The sequence below is a fragment of the Paenibacillus sp. OK060 genome (assembly GCF_900101205.1).
Classification (GTDB): domain Bacteria; phylum Bacillota; class Bacilli; order Paenibacillales; family Paenibacillaceae; genus Paenibacillus; species Paenibacillus marchantiae.
This window is the reverse complement of sequence record NZ_FNFR01000004.1, coordinates 648,366-667,986: the sequence shown is the minus strand read 5'-3', so window position 1 is coordinate 667,986 and position 19,621 is coordinate 648,366. Positions and strand designations below refer to the sequence as shown.

At 47.5% G+C, this 19,621-nt stretch carries 18 protein-coding genes; 7 read left to right on the top strand and 11 right to left on the bottom strand.

The window, feature by feature from the left end; all coding sequences use genetic code 11:
- Positions 1 to 161: 161 nt before the first annotated feature.
- The 6 genes from BLS14_RS18220 to BLS14_RS18195 all read right to left on the bottom strand — a co-directional run bounded on the left by BLS14_RS18220 (position 162) and on the right by BLS14_RS18195 (position 5,860).
- Positions 162 to 1,298: a sensor histidine kinase gene (locus BLS14_RS18220; RefSeq protein WP_090953247.1), complete on the bottom strand. Its 1,137-nt coding sequence runs from the start codon at positions 1,296 to 1,298 to the stop codon at positions 162 to 164.
- 54 nt (positions 1,299 to 1,352) lie between these two features.
- Positions 1,353 to 2,075 carry a response regulator transcription factor gene (locus BLS14_RS18215; RefSeq protein WP_063564620.1) on the bottom strand — a complete coding sequence of 241 codons (723 nt, stop codon included), beginning with the start codon at positions 2,073 to 2,075 and terminating at the stop codon, positions 1,353 to 1,355.
- Positions 2,076 to 2,411: 336 nt separating this feature from the next.
- The gene (locus tag BLS14_RS18210; protein WP_256336556.1) at positions 2,412 to 2,879 is read right to left on the bottom strand and encodes a DinB family protein; all 468 of its coding nucleotides are present in this window, start codon (positions 2,877 to 2,879) and stop codon (positions 2,412 to 2,414) included.
- A gap of 175 nt (positions 2,880 to 3,054) precedes the next feature.
- Positions 3,055 to 3,999: a DUF1963 domain-containing protein gene (locus BLS14_RS18205; protein ID WP_072734245.1), complete on the bottom strand. Its 945-nt coding sequence runs from the start codon at positions 3,997 to 3,999 to the stop codon at positions 3,055 to 3,057.
- A gap of 155 nt (positions 4,000 to 4,154) precedes the next feature.
- Positions 4,155 to 5,444 (bottom strand): ammonium transporter, encoded by a 1,290-nt coding sequence (locus tag BLS14_RS18200; protein WP_090953245.1) that lies wholly within the window; start codon positions 5,442 to 5,444, stop codon positions 4,155 to 4,157.
- A gap of 2 nt (positions 5,445 to 5,446) precedes the next feature.
- Positions 5,447 to 5,860: a hypothetical protein gene (locus BLS14_RS18195; RefSeq protein WP_063564360.1), complete on the bottom strand. Its 414-nt coding sequence runs from the start codon at positions 5,858 to 5,860 to the stop codon at positions 5,447 to 5,449.
- A 281-nt stretch (positions 5,861 to 6,141) separates the two neighbouring features.
- Between BLS14_RS18195 and BLS14_RS18190 the strand changes: the two genes are divergently transcribed.
- The gene (locus tag BLS14_RS18190) at positions 6,142 to 6,642 is read left to right on the top strand and encodes a DinB family protein (RefSeq protein ID WP_090953243.1); all 501 of its coding nucleotides are present in this window, start codon (positions 6,142 to 6,144) and stop codon (positions 6,640 to 6,642) included.
- An 87-nt stretch (positions 6,643 to 6,729) separates the two neighbouring features.
- Here BLS14_RS18190 and BLS14_RS18185 read toward each other — a convergent pair whose 3' ends face one another.
- Positions 6,730 to 7,233 carry a GNAT family N-acetyltransferase gene (locus BLS14_RS18185; protein WP_063564362.1) on the bottom strand — a complete coding sequence of 168 codons (504 nt, stop codon included), beginning with the start codon at positions 7,231 to 7,233 and terminating at the stop codon, positions 6,730 to 6,732.
- A 100-nt stretch (positions 7,234 to 7,333) separates the two neighbouring features.
- A complete protein-coding gene (locus BLS14_RS18180) occupies positions 7,334 to 8,482 on the bottom strand; it encodes a M23 family metallopeptidase (protein WP_256336554.1) in 1,149 nt (382 codons plus the stop codon).
- Positions 8,483 to 8,699: 217 nt separating this feature from the next.
- Here BLS14_RS18180 and BLS14_RS18175 point away from each other — a divergent pair, with 217 nt between their 5' ends.
- From BLS14_RS18175 to thrS, 3 genes are all read left to right on the top strand, one after another.
- Entirely contained in the window at positions 8,700 to 9,467 is a 768-nt protein-coding gene (locus tag BLS14_RS18175; RefSeq protein ID WP_090953242.1) for a response regulator transcription factor, read from the top strand.
- Positions 9,464 to 11,224, top strand: coding sequence for a sensor histidine kinase (locus BLS14_RS18170; protein WP_090953240.1), 1,761 nt, complete (start codon positions 9,464 to 9,466; stop codon positions 11,222 to 11,224). The genes BLS14_RS18175 and BLS14_RS18170 overlap by 4 nt, the downstream gene beginning before the upstream one ends.
- A 476-nt stretch (positions 11,225 to 11,700) precedes the next feature.
- Entirely contained in the window at positions 11,701 to 13,680 is a 1,980-nt protein-coding gene (thrS, locus tag BLS14_RS18165) for a threonine--tRNA ligase (RefSeq protein ID WP_256336553.1), read from the top strand.
- A 120-nt stretch (positions 13,681 to 13,800) separates the two neighbouring features.
- Here thrS and BLS14_RS18160 read toward each other — a convergent pair whose 3' ends face one another.
- Positions 13,801 to 14,664, bottom strand: a complete 864-nt coding sequence (locus BLS14_RS18160) for an SDR family oxidoreductase (protein ID WP_076291763.1) — start codon at positions 14,662 to 14,664, stop codon at positions 13,801 to 13,803.
- Between the two features lie 129 nt (positions 14,665 to 14,793).
- Here BLS14_RS18160 and BLS14_RS18155 point away from each other — a divergent pair, with 129 nt between their 5' ends.
- Both BLS14_RS18155 and BLS14_RS18150 read left to right on the top strand, forming a co-directional pair.
- Positions 14,794 to 15,339: a hypothetical protein gene (locus tag BLS14_RS18155; protein ID WP_090953238.1), complete on the top strand. Its 546-nt coding sequence runs from the start codon at positions 14,794 to 14,796 to the stop codon at positions 15,337 to 15,339.
- A 71-nt stretch (positions 15,340 to 15,410) separates the two neighbouring features.
- Positions 15,411 to 16,142, top strand: coding sequence for an MBL fold metallo-hydrolase (locus tag BLS14_RS18150; RefSeq protein ID WP_079695321.1), 732 nt, complete (start codon positions 15,411 to 15,413; stop codon positions 16,140 to 16,142).
- Between the two features lie 101 nt (positions 16,143 to 16,243).
- Here BLS14_RS18150 and BLS14_RS18145 read toward each other — a convergent pair whose 3' ends face one another.
- Positions 16,244 to 17,452 carry a PQQ-dependent sugar dehydrogenase gene (locus tag BLS14_RS18145; protein WP_090953236.1) on the bottom strand — a complete coding sequence of 403 codons (1,209 nt, stop codon included), beginning with the start codon at positions 17,450 to 17,452 and terminating at the stop codon, positions 16,244 to 16,246.
- 262 nt (positions 17,453 to 17,714) lie between these two features.
- Here BLS14_RS18145 and BLS14_RS18140 point away from each other — a divergent pair, with 262 nt between their 5' ends.
- Positions 17,715 to 18,806 carry a M24 family metallopeptidase gene (locus BLS14_RS18140; RefSeq protein ID WP_064639917.1) on the top strand — a complete coding sequence of 364 codons (1,092 nt, stop codon included), beginning with the start codon at positions 17,715 to 17,717 and terminating at the stop codon, positions 18,804 to 18,806.
- 104 nt (positions 18,807 to 18,910) lie between these two features.
- On the opposite strand, the gene BLS14_RS18135 is transcribed toward BLS14_RS18140, so the two are convergent.
- A complete protein-coding gene (locus BLS14_RS18135) occupies positions 18,911 to 19,594 on the bottom strand; it encodes a queuosine precursor transporter (RefSeq protein WP_063564370.1) in 684 nt (227 codons plus the stop codon).
- Positions 19,595 to 19,621 lie beyond the last annotated feature (27 nt).

Sequence of the window (19,621 nt, the reverse complement as noted above, 5' to 3'; positions counted from 1 at the left end):
ATCCTCCTCAATTTTGCAGTTCATGTGTACGATTGAGGTTAAGAATACCGAATATTTCTTAAGGAGGAAGTGGGTAACTTCTTATCATTTTCTTAATTCAGCATCTAGCATAGATGCTGAATCAAGCAAACTCTCTTATATAAGAAGAGGATTCTGCCAGGTTACCGTTCCTCTGTATCTCTGTTCATCGGAGGAGCAGTCACCGGAAAACGCGTAACAAAATCGGTCCGGCCCTGTTCACTGTATGCAGTGATACTCCCGCGATGTAATTCAATCATGGATTTGGCAATAGCCAGCCCCAGTCCGGTGCCGCCTGTGTCGCGAGAGCGGGATTTGTCCACCCGGTAGAATCGATCGAATAAGTGCGGCAAATCCTGCGCCGGAATGGGTTCACCATAATTGCTAATGCGCACCACAGCTTCTTCACCTTCAAGAGACAACGCAATCTCCATCACTTTACCCTGTGCCCCATAACGGATCGCGTTACTGAACAAGTTCTCATACGCACGAACAAGCTCGCCAGGAGCGGCCTGAATCCATAAAGGTTCTTGTCCACCAATGATCTTGTATGTCATGCCCGCTTCTTCCAGCATCGGAGCGAACTCCTCCGCAAGCTGCATCAGGAATGGATTCAGGTTCAAGGAAGTCAATGACAAGGGTAAGCTACCACCACTGACACGGGTATATTCGAACAAATCGTCGATCAGCTTCCTCAATGTTAAGGATTTCTCGTACGCAATACTCACGTAATAGCGCATCTCAATTTCATCCTGGTACCGATCCTTCTCTATGTATTCCAAAAATCCGAGAATGGAGGTCAGCGGCGTCCTCAAATCATGAGAAATGCCTGTAATCAATTCATTTTTGGCAGCAACTGCGCTGCGCTCCTCCTGCAATGACAGCTGCAATTGTTCAGCCATCTGATTAACACTGGCAGCCGCAACGCCAAATTCATCCGATGTCTTCACTTCGATCCGATGAGACAGCTCCCCTTTGGCAACTTCCTGAATTCCCGCCGTAATCTCGTCCAGAACCAGCATCACCCTGCGCGTGAACAGGAAAAAGAACAGCACAAAGCCAAGTATGCCAACCATAATCATTAATGGCACCGACCCAATATGGTTCACCAGCCACCTGATGCCCCTTGCAGGGATCGAATAATTAGGATAGGTCTGAGCCGCCAGAATGGAGTGTACAACTTTGCTGCCCCCATACAAAATAGCCGCCGTCAAAATGCCACTCAGCAGAAATGCGTAGATAAATTTCCACCGGACTGTGTTAATTAATTTTGAATTCATTTCGGAACTCCTTGCTCACGCTCTGTATCCAATTAACCTCATAGACGCACGTGCTTATTGTGGTTTGATCATCTTATAACCAACACCCCATACCGTCTGTATGAACTTGGGATGTTTGCTGTCGAGTTCGATTTTCTCACGAATCTTACGGATATGCACCATGACAGTGTTGTTGGACTCCATAAACTCCTCTTTCCAGACCTGCCTGTAGATCTGCTCCATACTCAGCACAGAGCCTTGATGGCGTGCCAGCAGCTCCAGAACGGCAAATTCACGGGGAGTCAAGCGAACAGGCTGCTCATCCACCCAGACCTCATGCGTATCGGTGTTGATGACCAGATCGTCAATCACCCACTCATGCTCCTTGCTTTCCCGGCCCTCATTGAAGGTATGGTACCTGCGAAGCTGTGACTTTGCCCGTGCCACAAGTTCAAGCGGGTTAAACGGCTTGGTCACATAATCATCAGCACCGATGCTCAGCCCTGTGATTTTATCCATATCCATGCTTTTGGCGGACAGCATAATGATCGGCATTTTCTGCTCTTCCCTAATTTTCATACATGCTTCAATTCCGTCCATATTCGGCATCATGACATCCAGAATGATCAGATCAATTGGCTCTTTCTTCAATTGCTCAAGCGCCTCGATCCCATCACTGGCTGTCAGAACCCGGTATCCTTCATTGCCAAAATAAATCTCCATCAGTTTAATAATATCCTGCTCATCATCCACAAGCAGAATGGTTGCTGGCTGTGCCACGGCATTATTCCTTTCCATTCCTTGAATCATTGCTTGATCAAAGTATACCACTAGGAAATGAATCTGCGAAAATCATCGCCCTCGGAAAGAAGCAAAAACGTTGGATTTCCGGTAAACTGAGTACCCTCCATAATGGAAACGATTATGGAAACCCGATGCAGCTTCTGAATAGGTTCCTCTCTCTCTCATCAGTAGTATTGTTTTCTTCCATTTCGCAATCTCTATTATTAACATATAGTATCGTCGATCTAATCCTTGCTTAACCGTTGCTTGTTCCGGATAACATGTTCTATGTATTCTATTAAATCTTGCTCTATATTTAGGCAGAACCTCACATTATGGACCTGGATCTATCTATTCAAACAACGCTACTTTGGGCTCTATACCAGTCAGTGTCAGCATCGTATGCAATTGACCCCTGTGGTGATACACATGTCCCATGATCTCAAGCAGCCACTCCAGACGACTGTACGAAGCTCCCCAATAGGAGTCAGTCACCTGTAATAATTCCTCTGTATTAAACTGTCTATATCGATGATAGAGGTACATCTGATTCGCAATCAGCGCTTCTTTGATCTCACTCAGTGAATTCGGCTGATTTTCCTCGTAAAACAAAGCCATTTCTTCTTCGGAAGCTCCCTCCGAAATATGTACATCTGCACGACAAATGACGGATAGATGAGAAAGCAATTCTCCGACCGGCCGTTTGCCCTCAATCGGAGTCAAAGCCAAGTCTTGCTCCGACAGTTGGTCACATAAATGGATTAATGATGTCACTGCCACATCAATATGTTTAAATGCAGACTGAATCAACAGAAACACTCCCTTTTTATCCCATTATATAGAACGTATGATCGCTAATCAACCATAAATTCCCCCTTTATATATAAACCAGCTTTGATCGAAAACCAACAATAATGAACAAAAAAAAGTCCCTCCTCCCCCATATAGACGGAATTTGGGACATTTTGTTGCTCCGATGATAACAAACATGAACTCAACTTGAATATAACGAACAATACGTTTGATCGAATCGTCCTGCGAACAAGTCAGCCTTACGAACGAAAAATTGCAACTCCCCACAATCCCACCATTGAAAACCGATAGCGTCATGCGTATCAATTTTTAATAGAAGCAAGGTATCCGCAAGCTCTTGTTGTGTCCGTTTCTCATCCCCGCCATAATGTTCAGTCAGCTTCCTCTCACACGCCTGCTCGTCATAAGTATACTCTTCACCAAGTACGATCTGTAACAGCGCCTGGTGTTCGGCATCCGGATGCTGACCGTCAGGGTATCCAAACATGCCACCCCAGTTCTGCGTACTCGGATGATTCCAGCTGGACTCAAATTCCAGGTATCGGTCATATAGACCTTCCTCCCCTTCGACAGCTACCGTTCCACCAGACAGCGGGGCGGCGATTGCATTCAGAGCCAGAGAATCAATGTATGCATATGTAGGAAACTCGAGATTAGGCAGCACTGTTACCGAATGTGCTACAAAATCGTCCTTACCCAGCGCGGTTTCGCCATCAGGCTCTCGCCTTATCAGGTTATGAGCGTCCGGCTCGTAAATCACACGATGCTCAATATGATAAGCCGGTTCATCCACACCAATGAAGAAGTATAACATGCCCCGTTCGGGCAAACTCCCGCGCCCATCATTAGGCGTATATGGCGTCAAATCCACGAGATTCAACTGGGCCAGGAACGTCATGGGCACCCCGTCCTGTGTCAAAGGCCATTTCATGTTGCTCGGCAGATCCGGATTTCCACCTACACGTGAATTTCCTGTTCTGCGATACTCATCGATTGTCGATACATCAAGGCGAATTCCCCAACGGCTTGAAGATAACAGCAGATCGGCAGCATTACCCAATCCATACTCCTCAAGAGTTTTCCGGGCTTTTCTGGTCAGACGTTCACATTGTTCAGGTTTAATCATACAGATCCTCCCCTTCTGACAATACATCTATGGTGAGACATATTCAGGTTCACACCTGTATATTCTTCCGCTGAGTCTTCTTTCCCTGCTTCTTGCAAAAAAAGAGACTGACATCCGGTGTCAGTCTGCTTCCTTATTATCCAGTCGGTTCATTCTTAACGATCCCGATTCGGTGAATCATTCTGGAAAGCACGAATATGCTCCTCGCCATCCAAAAATTCATGGGACTGGTGTGCAGCCATTACACCATGATAACTAATATCCAGACCCAAATCTTCCTCTTCTTCCGTGGAACGGACAGGAACGATCTTGCCAATCAGTTTCAGACCAATCCAGGTCATGACAAATCCCCAGACGACCAAAGCCGTGAGGCCGAGCGCCTGAACACCCAGCAGCCTCCAGCCACCTCCCATGAACAAGCCACCATCGGTTGCAAACAAACCCACGGCAATCGTTCCCCACATTCCGGATACAGCATGAACAGGGAACGCACCCACTGGGTCATCAATCTGCCTGCGGTCCAGCCAATTCGTTGCAGCCATCATGAGTAATCCAGATACCGCCCCGATGAATATCGCAGCTACATCACCGACAAAAGCACACCCCGCCGTAATACCGACCAGACCGGCCAGCGAGCCATTAATGACCGATGGTGCGTCTGAACGATTGAATCGGAACAAGGTGTAGAGCAGTGTAGCCGCACCGCCCGAAGCAGCAGATAACATCGTAACGATGGCAATGTGACCGATCCTTACATCAGTCGCACTGAGCGTACTTCCTGCATTGAAGCCAAACCAGCCGAACCACAGCAGAAATGCACCTACAGATGCCAGCGGCAGATTGCTCGGAAGCGCAATGGCACTCACGCCAAGCGGTGTGTATTTGCCTTTACGCGGCCCAATAATAATCGCTGCAGCCAGTGCAGAGAACCCCCCCAACGCGTGAATGACTGCGGAACCGGCGAAATCCTGCATCCCCAGCTTGCTGAGCCAACCGCCGCCCCATGCCCAGTGTCCACCAATCGGATAAATAATGGCCGTCATCAATATGATGTACAGCAGATAGGCACGAAAGTTAATCCGCTCAGCAACAGCCCCCGATACGATGGAAATAACAGCAATGGTAAATGCGGCCTGGAACAGCCAGAATGTTTCCAATGAAACGGGTACATCCAGGTGAGACAAGTCTCCATTGAGGAAAAATCCGGTTATGCCTACAAAACCTCCGGCATCAGAGCCATACATCAAGCCAAATCCGATGCCATAGAAAAGCAACGTTCCAATCGTAATGTCAGCGAAAACCTTCATAATAATATTTACGCTATTTTTATAACGTACAAAGCCAGCCTCCAGCAGCGCAAATCCGCCCTCCATCAACAAAATCATGGCTGCACTCAGTACGACCCAGACCGTATCCATCCCGGAGCTTAACGTCTCCAAAGTCATGCTTATACATCCTCCGTTTCCCTAAGCTGTCTAATCTCCCGGATCGTTTCGGGCGTAAGCTCGATTTCATCCCGTTCGATGCTGTCCGGATGCTTGATTCGTTCAGCAATGCGGTCCAGTTCTCGTATCCGCCGCCGGATTTGTTCCATTTTGCGAAAACGCTCCTTCACCTGGACCATATATTCCACCGCCTGGTGATGGGATGCAGGGCGGCCTGCGAACCATTTGCGTACAGTCGACAAGGATTGATAAGCCACTTCTTCCGCACGTTTTTTTTGTTCGAATTGTTCAATTTTATGTTTAAGCGTTTCGATCTCATTTTCTTTTTTGACCTTGAGCTGTTGGATAAGGTACAATAAATCGGACGATGATATTTGCAATGCTGTATGGTGATACACCTCGTCAATTACTAACATATCATGTCAGGACTCCTTACATATCAAGTTACTTGTTATCGATTATAGAGTCCAGCACTACTTAGCGTCAATCCTTTTTTGGCGATGGCATGATTTCATATGACCCATTTATAAAAAAAGCTTCATTCTCATGCACAAAACTTCAACTAACAAAGTAATTCAAACACATCTTCGCATTCACCTTTCATATCCTCTATGATGTGTATTAAGCATCCACATTTTAGGCACTGCACTTACACAAGCTGACATCATAGAACTCATTTAAAGGAGAGGATCGCACGATGTTCACTCGTAATGACGACATTCGGAGCCAAATCTGGGAAGCCGTCTCTGGACTCAATGAAGAGCAATTGAACCTCCAACCCACACCTGACCACTGGAGTATTATGCAAGTTCTCCGTCACCTGAATTTGATGGAAAACATCATTGTGAAGCAAGCCCGCACCGCGCTAATGAAGGAACAGACCGTTTCTGTAGACAAAAAACCATATGAGCTTACGCTGGATCGCAGCCGCTCTGTCAACGCCCCGTCTCATCTCCAGCCTCCTGCGGAACCAGAAACGCTGGCGAATGTACGCCACGACCTGGAAGACTCCCATCAAGCGTTGATGCATGTCGCACAAGATCATGAGGCTGAACTGCTGCGAAGCAAGTCCTTTCTTCACCCGGTTTTCGGTGAGATGGATCTGGCTCAGTGGGTCGATTTTGCAAGCTATCATGAAGAGCGTCATCTGGCACAGATTCAGGATATTAAACAAAGGCTTGGCGTGTCGCACACCTAAGTCATCCCATATTTACTCGATGTAAGCAAAAATAACCTCCAATCCACGCATTGTGGATCTGGAGGTTTTCATTTATTTTGAAACATGCTATATTTTTTTGCCCAAAATCGCCAAATCCCGGTTGACACCATCCAGCACAGCCACTTCAGGGTAATAGCCCCACTGTTCAAAGCCATGCTTGCGTAATAACCCCAGACTCGGTTCATTATGTCCAAACACAAATCCCAGAATCGTCTTGATTCCAAGCGCAGGACAAGCGTCAAAAATGGTGTTCAGCAAACGTCCGCCAGCCCCAATTCCCCGGCACTGCTGATCCACATACACACTGACTTCCACCGTCCCATTGTACGCAGGTCGTCCATAAAATGAACCCAGGCTAGCCCAGGCTACAACCTGTCCCTCAAGTCTCATCACCCAGAGTGGGCGATGATCGGAAGAATGCTCCTCAAACCACGGAATACGTTGCTCGACGGTCACCGGCTCCAAATCCGCCGTCACCATTCGGCTCTCAATCGTAGAATTATAGATCTCCACAATCCTTGGTAAGTCCTCACGACTCGCATACTCAATCTGTACACTATCCAGCTTCATGTCTACTCCTCCATCATCCAGATCGATTCTATCTTATGACGGTATTATAACGGAGGAATGAAGTCGACGTCATCCCCCAACATTCAGCTCAAATCCATATTTACTCAGACAACCCTTGAATCGTGTTACCCCGGGTTAACTGCTGGCTCTGATCCGCCCAACGAATGTTAACAGAACGGGAAGTGAATAGATCCGGGCCGTCCGATACCTGGAAGTGCAGATGAGCTTCACTGGAATTACCTGAGTTACCCAGCTCTCCAATGAGGTCTCCCTGCTTGACTTTATCCCCTTTTTTGACGGCCACACTGCCTTCCTTAATGTGCCCGGTGATGCTGTATTCTCCGTTTCCATGGTCAATGAGCACATTATTACCCGCTGGTTCTTCCGGGTTCATAACACCTGGTATATTATCTGGAATATCATTCTTGATATCGACTACGGTTCCGTCCGCAGCTGCATAGAGCGGCTCACCAAAAGCGTAGTAGTTTTCGTTCACCTTTGCATCTCCGTTGTAACTGAAAGCTGCTTTGGTGCGAATGATATCTAGCGCATAGCGCTGTGTTTCATGCTCGTAATGATAGTTCGACATCACATCATTGCCTCCCCAGAACACATACCATTCACCCTTCATTGGGAATTGAAATTCTGTTTTGGTGAATGTTTGATCCGTATCTTCATGGGGTTCCAGTGGTTGGATTAACAGACCTTCAATTTGATTGGCTTCGGTAAAATAAGCTTGAATGCCTTTGGTACCTGTTTGATCCTTCCAGGCGAACTCAGTTAAATCGTTCACTTTGGCATCCACCACTAGATCAAAGGAAGTTACGCCCTCAAGAAATTGGTCCGCAGACGTTGTAAACTGTTCAAGCGTTAGTGCTTCCTTCAACTCGGGACTCATCTGACTGTAAATGGCATCCTTGGAACCGTTCATTAACGTATCAATGAAATTGTCGGGTGTAATGATGGCGCTCACCTCTGTACCTGAATTCTCTGCCTGACGGGTACTCTCACTCGCTTCATTGGTATTTGTCGTCTGTTCCTTGGACTGCTGCTCCGCCTGATCGGATGTAATCGAGCTACTGTTACCGCAGGCAGACAACATCACGCAGGCGCCAAGGGTAATGGCAATCAACTTCCAGCTCTTTTTGCTCTGTAACTTCTCATGTGCAGCATAACCAGATTTCGGAAGAATTTCCCCGCCATTTAAGTGATTCGCACGAATTTTAGATCCTTCTTTTAAACTGTTCATTCTCTACATCCCTTCTGTGTTCGTTATACTTTCCAGTTAAGTGTACAGAATGAATCTTATCCTTCGTCTAACCCATCCTTACATGTAGTTAAACTGTGGCGTCTGCTATGGCTTCATAATTAAGATTCCGTTAAGATAGCTCACACACTACATAGTCCTTTCGGATGGTATGATTAGCAATAAACAAACAGGAAGCCCTAGGAGGTCATTTCACATCATGGATCACGTCTCCATACTGCTAGTTGATGATGAACAAGCCATTTTACATATGCTCAAAACCGTCCTGCTCAAAGAGCAATTTGTAGACATCGACACCGTTACCACTGGAGAAGAGGCGATTACCGCCTGCGAAAATAAAACCTATCACTGCATCGTGCTGGACATCATGCTGCCCGGCAAAAGCGGACTGGAGATCTGTCCCTTCCTGCGGCAGGTGACCGATGCACCGATTCTTTTTCTGACCGCCAAAACAACGGATTATGACAAGTTAACCGGATTCGCCGTTGGCGGCGATGATTATGTCGTTAAACCCTTTAATCCACTGGAAGTGGTCGCCCGGATCAAATCACTGCTGAAACGTTATTTACCTACCAAAATGGCGGCGACTACAACGGCGTCTCCACCCTCTTCTGACGTAACTTCGTCATCTCCTGCCGTGCAGGAAGGGGTATATGATTTTGGTCGTTTTCAAGTATTTGAACACGCCGGTGAGCTTCAGGTTGAAGGACAGCCGGTAAACTGTCCGGCTCTTGTCTATCAGCTGCTGCTCTTTTTCTGCAAGCATCCCAATCGTATTTTCACCAAATCGGAATTGTATGAACGCGTATGGGGTTCGGAAGCCATCAGCGATGACAACACCGTTATGGTTCATATTCACCGTATCCGTGAGCGGATTGAAGCCGATCCCTCTAACCCTGCCTTTCTCGTCAACGTCCGGGGGCTGGGATACAAACTCATTTTGCCTAACCAAGTGTCACGCGCATGAGTATTCGTCGCAGGTTAATGACCCGATTTATCGTTATGCTTGCTGGCGCAGTAGTCCTTATCATCCTGTTGGGTTCTGCAGCCACCTATTGGGTTGTTCAAAAGGTAAATGAAGTAAGCCTGGTGGATGACTTCGCTACCAGTGGTCTTGACCAACTGATTAATACCGCAGAAATCATGCCCGATGGGACGGTCCGCTATGATCCCAGGCTGCTGAAGCAGGTCGAGAAAAATCAGGGATGGCTTCAGGTTGTGGATGAAAAAGGCTACGTCATTGATGATTTTGATACACCGGATGACGTTCCGAAGCAATACAAGCCTGGAGAGTTGATCGCATACTGGGAAGCAAAAAAACCGTTCCCGTACCAGATCGTCATGCTGATTCGGGAGAAAAACGGCGAGATGTTCACCTTGCTGTATGGCGAACGCAATCAGACCAAATCCTTACTCGATCAAGCCCGTGAGGACAGTCATTACACCAATGGAGAGCTTATACTTCTCCCCAAACAAGAAGATGCCATCCGTTCCAAAGGTGCCTATCTGCAAATTTTGGATGCCTACGGTCAAGAGCTGGCTTCTTATAATAAACCTGCCATGGGCGTCCCTAGCAGTTACAACATACAGGAACTGGCTTTGCGTATTCGTTATCCCAATCGATATGGAGTATCAATCGCAACCTTTTACGATGTACAGAATGGCACAACCTGGATGCTCAGTATACCTGTCGATCCAACTGCTACAGGGGAAGAAAATCCCTATAACTTCATTTTGACCCCTGTGCTCATTGTGCTGATCCTATCCGTTGTCATTTTGCTAATTCTGCTGGCCCTATGGTACGCTAATCGTTTCGGTTCCCCCATGCTGCATATGCTCCAATGGCTCCAACGACTGGAACAAGGACATTATGAAGAACCCAAAGGCATTGGCGGCATACCTCGCAGTCAGCGACGAAATGGCAAATGGAAACGGAAATACCACGTGTATGCCGAAGTGCTTCGCTCCATGCAGGCATTATCCGCAACATTGAAACAAGACGAAGAGCTCCGTAAACAGACCGAATCTCTGCGTGAGGAATGGATCGCTGGAATAACGCATGATCTCAAGACACCGCTATCCTCCATCCAGGGATACGCCCATATGCTTGAAGCACAGAAATATAGCTGGTCCCCGGAAGAAGTGCGGGAATTCGCGGGCATTATGCTGGACAAATCCACGTATATGGACCGACTTGTGAATGATCTTGCCATGACGTACCGATTGCGAAGCGGTGGATACCAGCCACCCGTGGAAGAAACTGACGTAAATACGCTACTGCATGATCTCGTCCAGCGTGCAGAACGCAACCCGGTATATGGCGTGGGACGTATTGTGTTCCTCCCTGCGAAAGTTTCGGTATACGGCCATGTGCATATTCCTTCGTTTGAACGCATTGTGGATAATCTGACCGCTAATGCCCTTCTGCATAATCCAGCGGAGTCAACTCTGACCGTTAGTGTGCATCCGGGTAAGCAGACAGGTGAGTTCAGTGTTCATTTTGCCGATGACGGTCAAGGAATGGACCCGGAACTGGTCTGGAGGCTGTTTGAACGATATTACCGAGGGACCGATACAGGTACGTCCGATGTCGGATCAGGCCTTGGCATGGCGGTTACGAAAGGGTTAATTGAAGCGATGAAGGGTCGTATTGAAGTGCAATCGACTTCTGGTGAAGGTACTGTCATTCGATTAATATGGGATGGACAATCAGAACATGGGTAAAAAACATTCCGCTTGACCTTTTCATTTTCAATCTATATAATCGACACTCAATAACACCTGTTCCAATATATTGATATGGACTTCAACGATATTAAGATCAATTCAATCGATATCGATTTTGCATATTTGGCGATGACCAGAGACAAGATTCCGTTTGCGTGCTGCCCAGAGAGAGAAGGGATTGGTGAAACCTTCTTCAGCGAACGGACCGGAATTACCCCTCTGCAGCCGTGACCTCGAACTTCAGCTTTTCGGTCTTCTTCATGAATTCCCGACAAAGCTGTCAGTAGAGTTCACCGCCTGATCCCCGATAACGGATTCCAATGAGGGTTATGATGTTCTTGCTTGCGGCGGCTGGTCGTGTTCAGGAGCATTCATAACCAAATTAGGGTGGAACCACGAGCTGAGCGCACTCGTCCCTTTTCCGGGACGGGTGTTTTTTGCGCTTCAAATTTGAATATTGGAGAGTGGTTCACATGAGTAATCTGAATAAAAACAGCCAATCCAGCAACCAATCGAAGAATGATCAACAGCAACCCGGGCATCCGATTGAAATTCGCCTGCAAGGCGGAGCTGTACGTTCTTACAACGCAGGCATCACTGTAGGAGCGGTCGCCTCATCCATCAGCACAAGTCTGGGCAAACAAGCCATCGGCGGAATCGTAAATGGTAAGAATGTCGATCTCGACTGGGAGCTTGAGCAAGATTGCGAACTCGTCATCGTTACTTTAGACAGCGCGGAAGGTCTGTATCGTTACCGACACAGCACAGCTCATGTACTCGCGCAGGCTCTCAAACGCATCTACGGTGCGGAACAAGTGAAGCTGGGCATCGGACCTGTCATTGAAGATGGATTCTATTACGATGTCGATCTGGAGCATGCTCTATCAATCAGTGATTTGGCTGCCATTGAGCAAGAAATGAACAAAATCATAAAAGAAAATGAAAAGATTAGCCGCCGGGTAGTTAGCCGGGAGGACGCACTTCGCATCTTTGGAGAGATTCAGGACCCGTATAAGCTTGAACTCATTCAGGATTTACCAGAGGACGCTGAGCTTTCGATTTATGACCAAGGAGAATTTTTCGACCTCTGTCGAGGCCCACATCTTCCGTCCACTGGTCGGATCAAAGCATTCAAACTGCTGAATGTGGCTGGTGCATACTGGCGCGGCAACTCGGATAATAAAATGCTGCAACGCATCTACGGCACTGCTTTCCCGAGCAAAGCCCAATTGGATGAACATCTGCACATGCTGGAAGAAGCGAAAAAACGGGATCACCGCAAACTGGGCAAAGAGCTTGAATTGTTCATGTTCTCCGAAGAAGCACCCGGTATGCCGTTCTATCTGCCCAAAGGCATGACTGTGCGTACAGAACTGGAGCAATTCTCCCGTGAATTGCAACTACAGGAAGGCTATCAGGAAGTTCGCACTCCCCTCATGATGAACAACCGTCTGTGGGAGCAATCCGGTCACTGGGAGCATTACAAGGACAATATGTATTTCTCGGAAGTGGACGATGCCACTTTTGCCCTGAAACCAATGAACTGCCCGGGACACATGCTGATTTTTAAAAATACACTCCATTCCTATCGTGAGCTGCCGATTCGTATGATGGAATTCGGTCAGGTCCACCGCCATGAATTCTCAGGCGCTCTGAACGGCATGATGCGGGTGCGGACTTTCTGTCAGGATGATGCCCATCTCTATGTGATGCCAGAGCAGATCGAGGAAGAGATCAACCAGGCGATCTCATTGATCGGACGCATGTACGACATCTTTGGATTCGAATACAACATTGAGTTGTCCACTCGTCCGGACGATTCCATGGGATCGGAAGAGCTGTGGGATCAAGCGGAAAGCGCATTGCAAAATGTACTCGATCGGCGCAGTGTGAAATACCGCATTAACGAGGGTGATGGTGCCTTTTATGGTCCGAAAATTGACTTCCACATTCTCGATGCACTGAAGCGCAGCTGGCAGTGTGGAACAATTCAACTCGATTTCCAAATGCCCGAGAAGTTCGATCTCACTTATATTGGCGAAGATAGCCTGAAACACCGTCCTGTCGTGATCCACCGTGCCATCTATGGTTCAATTGATCGTTTCATCGGCATCCTGACTGAACATTATGCAGGTGCGTTTCCACTCTGGCTCGCGCCCGTGCAAGTGAAGCTGCTGCCAGTGTCAGATCATTACGCAGATTATGCGCTTCAAGTTCAGAGCCAGCTGCGGGCTGCCGGTATTCGGGTAGAAACAGACTTGCGCAGTGAGAAGCTCGGCTACAAAATCCGTGAAGCTCAGATGGAAAAAGTGCCTTACTCGCTCGTGCTCGGGGAAAATGAGAAAAATGCCTCATCCGCCTCTGTCCGTGCATACGGTCAGGGCGATCAAGGCATTCAGCGCATTGAAGCATTTATGGAGCTGATTCAGCAAGCTGTGAAGGCCAAAGCCTAAGCGCTCAATCAGGAATCGGCTGGAACTTAACGTTAGAGGCAGCCCATTAATACGGAAAACGGCTGCCTCTAATTATGTGGAAACAAGTAAGCCGCATCTGCCGCTTCAAACAATCAGTAGTTACAATTTCTCTTCGGGTCTAAGTCCAACTTGCTCTTCACTCCATGTCCAGAAACGCTCAGCATCTGCCGCATCCAGCGCATGGGCTTTCAGTTCCTGGTCCTTTTGTTGATAAAAGTAACGCCCGGTTACCCCGGCGACTTCAGGGCTTGTGGCGAGATAGATGGCCGTTTGTGCCCCTTCTTCAGGTGAAAGGAAAAACGGTAGTTTGCCCACCAAAGCCATAATGCGTGTGCCAAAACCGGTATTGCGGTCTACGCCAATACTTGTACCCACCGCACCGGGATGAAGGCAGTTGACCGTGATTCGGGTATCCGCTAATTTGCGGGCCAGAACACGGGTGAACAACACGTTAGCCAGCTTCGATTGAGCGTAACTTTTGATTGGATTGTAACTTTTGTGCAGATGGGGATCTTCGAAATGGATTTTCCCGGCTTTGTAGGCACCAGACGAAACATTCACTATACGCCCCTGCTTCGCAGACTTCAAAGGTTCGATCAGGAGTAAGGTAAGCAGGAAATGTCCAAGATGGTTAATACCGATGGCTTGTTCGAAACCGTCGGAGGTTTCCTGACGCTTCAACATGACGACACCCGCATTATTAACGAGAACGTCAAGTGTGTCGTAACGCTCACGGAAGGATTGGGCAAAATGACGGATGCTCTCCAGTGACCCCAGGTCACACAGCATCAGTTCAATCGCAGTAGAGCCGGACTGACGCAGCGCCTCCTCCAGTGCCTGCTGTCCGCGCTTCTCACTGCGGCATGCCATAATCACGTGATACCCTTGCCTTGCAAGTTCAATGGTGGTTGCCAGACCCATGCCTGAGTTGGCTCCCGTAACAACGGCTGTTGGAATGGACATCAGGTACTTCCCTTCTGAACCAGAGGTTCTTCATATTTTGAGACAGTCATCCTTTTGTTTTTTAAGCACTGCTGACGTCAATATGAGATAATTGAAAGATCACATATTGGTCTTATAGGGAGGATACGTATGCTAACCAAAGAAGACTTCAAGAAACTGAAAAAAGAAGCGAAACTTGAGATTGCACTAATCGAACAGGAAGCTCACAATCTCCAGCAAAAGATAGACTCATCCCTGTATGAAAAAGATAAACTGTGGAACGATGAAGAGATTGGTGAGCTTACCCAAAAACGAAAAGAGCGAAAATATAGTTCATGGACAATTGAATTATGCTCGATCATTGAAGACCTGCTGAATCAACTATACCAGCAAACGTATCAAAAAAAATTTAATTCGATCCAGTTGATGAAAACTCCTGCATACCGCTCATTATCCAATATCGAGATCCTTCAGGCTGAATTGAAAAATCAACATCTGTCCCTAAAATCGGAAGAAGAGAAATTTGAAGAAGAAATAGCCAAAGTGTTTCAACTGAGAAACAAACTTATTCACTCCAACTTTTCTTATGCTTCCATTATTAGAGAAAGTCACGATGCAAGGCAAGAGTTTGAATCCACCCTGGATACGGTGAAGAAGTATAGAAAACACTTGAAATATAATCAGCCAGAGAACTGACGAATACATGATATATGCAAAATGGTCATACACGACAAAGGAGGTGCTCCGGATTCGCTCCGGAAACAAATATGAACAATCAACCCATGGATATTACGGTTCTAAATCTTCATATTGTTACACCTGCGGGTAAAAACCCGATCTACCCTGTTATGTTGCGCGATGAAGATGGCATTACGCTTGTGGATACAGGCATGATTGGCCAATTCGCCGAACTTCAGTCCGCACTGGAGCATGAAGGCGTTCAGCTATCTGATATCAAGCGCATTATTGTAACCCATTCCGATATAGACCACATTGGTAACCTTGGTGCCTTGGTGAATGCTATTCCGGAAGTGGAAATCTGGGCGCATAGCGATGAAATTCCGTTTATCACAGGCAAAGAGCCCATGATCAAGTTCACACCAGAACGCAAAGCGTTGCTGCCTGGACCTATAGCGGAGATGGCGGAACAATTGATCTCACAGCGGACTGAGTTCAAAATATCCAAAGTGTTAGAGGACGGTGACATGTTGCCTCTACAAGGCGGTATCCAGGTCATTCATACACCAGGACACACTCCTGGACATATCTGCTTGTACTTCCGGGAGCAACAATTCCTGCTCGCTGCCGATGAATTACGTGTGGTCGATGATGAATTGGTGGGTCCGGCTCCACCCGCAACACCGGATATGCCTGAAGCATTACGCAGCTTGAAGAGGTTGCTTGGCCTGAAGCTGGAGAAGGTACTTTGTTACCATGGTGGCGAGTACACCGATGAGCCGAGTCGTCGCATTGCCGAACTCGCGGAAAGCGCGGACTAATTGGTACCTGCAACTAAGTTATATTTACGTAAATATTGAATCGAAGGGGCTGTCCCATACGTCATAAACATGACGGGACAACCCCTTTTCTATTGTAAATGTTACGGTTTCGGCGTCAGAACGATCAGTTGGTCATCTCCATCGCGTGGAGATCCCCTGCCATCCCGGTTGTTCGTGAGCACGTATAACTTCCCGTCTTCTCCGGCAGTCACATTGCGAATACGTCCCCACTCATTCTTAAAAATCGGTTCCACCTGCGTTACTTGTGTACCATCTTCGGACAGAGTAATTTTAAGCAGTTGTTCACCCCGCAGATTGGCAGCAAGCAGTGATCCGGCCCACGGACCTTCCTCTATAAAGGCTACACCTGATGGAGCCCATGTTTCATCTCCACTATGGGCAAGCGGAGCCTGATATGTGCCATTATTATCATCGTCTCCCTCTACCTCTGGCCAGCCATAATTCTCACCTGCTTCAATCCGGTTAATTTCATCAAAATTACGCTGACCATGCTCTGTAGCGTACAGATAGCCATTGTTCGGGTTCCAAGCCAGGCCCTGTGCGTTCCGATGCCCCATGCTGTACACGGGTGAATTTGGCCAAGGGTTATCTTCTGGGATCGATCCGTCGAGACCAATCCGCAATATTTTGCCACCCAAGCTATCTTCGTTTTGGGACAACTCCGGCTCATAGCGTTCACCTGTCGTAATATAGAGCAGATTGTCCGGGCCAATCTTGATCCGTCCTCCATTGTGATTCACCCCACCAGGAATGTCACTGAGCAGCTCCTTGTCTATAGTCGCCTTCCCGTCACTTACCTTCAAGCGCAATACCCGATTGGCAATGTCACCACCACCTTCCAGATAGGAATGGTATGCATACAGATAACCGTTATCATCAAAGTCCGGATCAGCAGCAAGTCCAAGCAAGCCACCTTCCCCTTCTTCATTAAATGGAGCAGTAAATTCAATCAGAGGTTCAGATGCCAGCTCTCCGTTCTCGATGACCTGAATGGTACCTGGTCGCTCTGTTACAAACATCCGTCCATCAGGCACGCTTACCAACTCCCAAGGTACATTGAGTCCGTCGACCAGCACGGAAGCCTCGTAAGGGATTACAGTATTTTCGTCTGTTTCCTCTTCCCCACCACTCGCACCGTTATTACCACCTTCCGCTGTCTGCCCCTGACCTGTACCCTGTCCTTGTGACGTCTGCTGCGATTCTGTCGTTGGCTCACCCGAAGCACAAGCAGTTAGCAAAGCCATACTGAGTAAAGAAGCATATAACGGAACGCTTAGTCGATTATTCATGAATACATCTCCCTTCTAATTTTGTTATATCGTGTAATCCTAGTTTCAAGGATTGTCCATTTTCAAAGTAAGTAAATAGGTAAGTTATTGAGTAAGCAAATTAGCAACCCTACGCGGTTTCGCCCTGTATTACCCTCCCTACCTGCCACTCAAACGGGTAGTTAAAGCTAATTTTCGGTCATCATTCCTTCCTCCATTTGGATTTCCCCGACATTCTTCTATAATAGAAAGATAGAACGAATGAAAGGTGGACATATAAATTATGAATCAAACTCCTTTATCCCGGCTGGAAGCTGGTCTGTCTACGCAAGGATTGGACGCCATGCTGATTACAGATCCGAAGCATATTTACTATTTAACAGGTTTTGCGAGTAATCCGCATGAGCGTTTCCTCGGGCTTGTTCTTGCACGCGGCGAAGATCCGCTGTTGATCGTGCCTGCACTTGACGAGGAAGCTGCAGCAGCCGCTTCTTCGGTCTCGAACATTGCCACGCATTCAGATACGGACAATCCTTACGCTTTATTTGAGCGTTATCAAGGACGCCTGGGCCGTGTAGGTCTCGAAAAAGAATACGTGACTGTCGCACGTTATGAACAGTTGACCGCCGCGCTGGGCGCTGCCAACTTTGAAGATGTCGGCCCTTTGCTTCGCACCTTGCGTGTGAAAAAAACACCGGATGAAGTCGCTCGCATTCGCCACGCCATTCATCTGATCGAAGAGACGCTCCGCCAAGGACTGTCTCACGTTCGTACAGGTGTAACCGAAATCGAACTGGTTGCCGAAATGGAATACCAGATGAAAAAACTGGGTGCAGACGGCCCTTCCTTCGATACGATGGTGCTCACTGGCCCCAAAACAGGCTTGCCACACGGCACACCCGGTGAACGCAAATTGCAGCATGGCGATCTGTTGATGTTTGATATGGGTGTCTACGCTGGTGGGTATGCATCAGATATTACGCGCACATTTGCCTTTGGTGACATTTCACCTGAACTTAAAACCATCTATAACACTGTGCTCGCAGCAAACGAAGCTGCCATTCGTGCAGTTAAGCCAGGTGTCACCTGTGCGGATATTGACCGTGCAGCACGCCAGGTTACGGAAGAAGCCGGATACGGCGAACGTTTCCTGCACAGAGTTGGACATGGAATGGGCATTGACGTGCATGAGTATCCTTCACTGCATGGTCAGAACATGGACATTCTGGAGGAAGGTACGGTATTTACGATTGAGCCGGGTATTTATGTAACCGGAGCAGGCGGTGTACGTATCGAGGATGATGTAATTGTGACGGAGACGGGTGTAGAAGTTCTGACGACATATCCGAAAGAGCTGCAAATCCTGACGGACTAATCCTTTTTGGTCATAAGCAAAAGTCCCGTGAAACCATGAATGCATGGCTTTGCGGGACTTTTGTGTTTGGATTCAGCATTTTGCAGAAGAACTTAACTACGAATCTAGGCTTCATCCTTGAATTTAAAGCTTCGTGCAGCATATAGAAACGGCGTTCCTACCGCGGTCAATACAAATTTGATCACATATGTGGTCAAGAAAATTTCAAGCCAAACGTCCCATGGATAGATGAAAGCAAACGCAATCGTGCAAAATACCAGTGTATCCGCGAACGAACTGATGATCGAGCTACCGTTGGTTCGTATCCACAACTGATTACGCCCTGGCGCCACCTTACGCAGCCAAGTGTATAGTCGCACGTCCAGGAACTGACTGATGAAATAGGCTGTCAGACTACCGAGTGCCAGACGTGGCAGCATACCAAACAATTTTTCCATCGACTCCTGTGCAAAGTCCGTCGATGCTGGCTCAAAGAACAATACCATCTGCATCAGCACTGTCGTCATAATCAAAGTGAAGAACCCGAACCATACGGCTTTACGTGCCTCACCTGGTCCATATTTCTCATTGAGCAAATCACTGGTCAAGTACATGCTGACATACATCGTATTGCCCAGCGTCAGAACGATACCCATAATATCTATCGTTTTGGTCACCTGTATATTGGCAATGACTGTTGCCACACCAATCCAGGCATAAAGACCCTTTTTACCGAACAAGCGGTAACACAAAAGAAAAAAGCCGTACGTTACAAGAACGAAAAGCGCTCCCCATCCTAAATTAAACAATATAAATACACTGCCTTCCTAGTTTTG

Coding starts and splice junctions, on each gene's coding strand:
- BLS14_RS18220 (WP_090953247.1), bottom strand. CDS start 1,298: ATGAATTCAAAATTAATTAACACAGTCCGGTGGAAATTTATCTACGCA.
- BLS14_RS18215 (WP_063564620.1), bottom strand. CDS start 2,075: ATGGAAAGGAATAATGCCGTGGCACAGCCAGCAACCATTCTGCTTGTG.
- BLS14_RS18205 (WP_072734245.1), bottom strand. CDS start 3,999: ATGATTAAACCTGAACAATGTGAACGTCTGACCAGAAAAGCCCGGAAA.
- BLS14_RS18200 (WP_090953245.1), bottom strand. CDS start 5,444: ATGACTTTGGAGACGTTAAGCTCCGGGATGGATACGGTCTGGGTCGTA.
- BLS14_RS18195 (WP_063564360.1), bottom strand. CDS start 5,860: ATGTTAGTAATTGACGAGGTGTATCACCATACAGCATTGCAAATATCA.
- BLS14_RS18190 (WP_090953243.1), top strand. CDS start 6,142: ATGTTCACTCGTAATGACGACATTCGGAGCCAAATCTGGGAAGCCGTC.
- BLS14_RS18185 (WP_063564362.1), bottom strand. CDS start 7,233: ATGAAGCTGGATAGTGTACAGATTGAGTATGCGAGTCGTGAGGACTTA.
- BLS14_RS18180 (WP_256336554.1), bottom strand. CDS start 8,482: ATGAACAGTTTAAAAGAAGGATCTAAAATTCGTGCGAATCACTTAAAT.
- BLS14_RS18175 (WP_090953242.1), top strand. CDS start 8,700: ATGGATCACGTCTCCATACTGCTAGTTGATGATGAACAAGCCATTTTA.
- BLS14_RS18170 (WP_090953240.1), top strand. CDS start 9,464: ATGAGTATTCGTCGCAGGTTAATGACCCGATTTATCGTTATGCTTGCT.
- thrS (WP_256336553.1), top strand. CDS start 11,701: ATGAGTAATCTGAATAAAAACAGCCAATCCAGCAACCAATCGAAGAAT.
- BLS14_RS18160 (WP_076291763.1), bottom strand. CDS start 14,664: ATGTCCATTCCAACAGCCGTTGTTACGGGAGCCAACTCAGGCATGGGT.
- BLS14_RS18155 (WP_090953238.1), top strand. CDS start 14,794: ATGCTAACCAAAGAAGACTTCAAGAAACTGAAAAAAGAAGCGAAACTT.
- BLS14_RS18150 (WP_079695321.1), top strand. CDS start 15,411: ATGAACAATCAACCCATGGATATTACGGTTCTAAATCTTCATATTGTT.
- BLS14_RS18145 (WP_090953236.1), bottom strand. CDS start 17,452: ATGAATAATCGACTAAGCGTTCCGTTATATGCTTCTTTACTCAGTATG.
- BLS14_RS18140 (WP_064639917.1), top strand. CDS start 17,715: ATGAATCAAACTCCTTTATCCCGGCTGGAAGCTGGTCTGTCTACGCAA.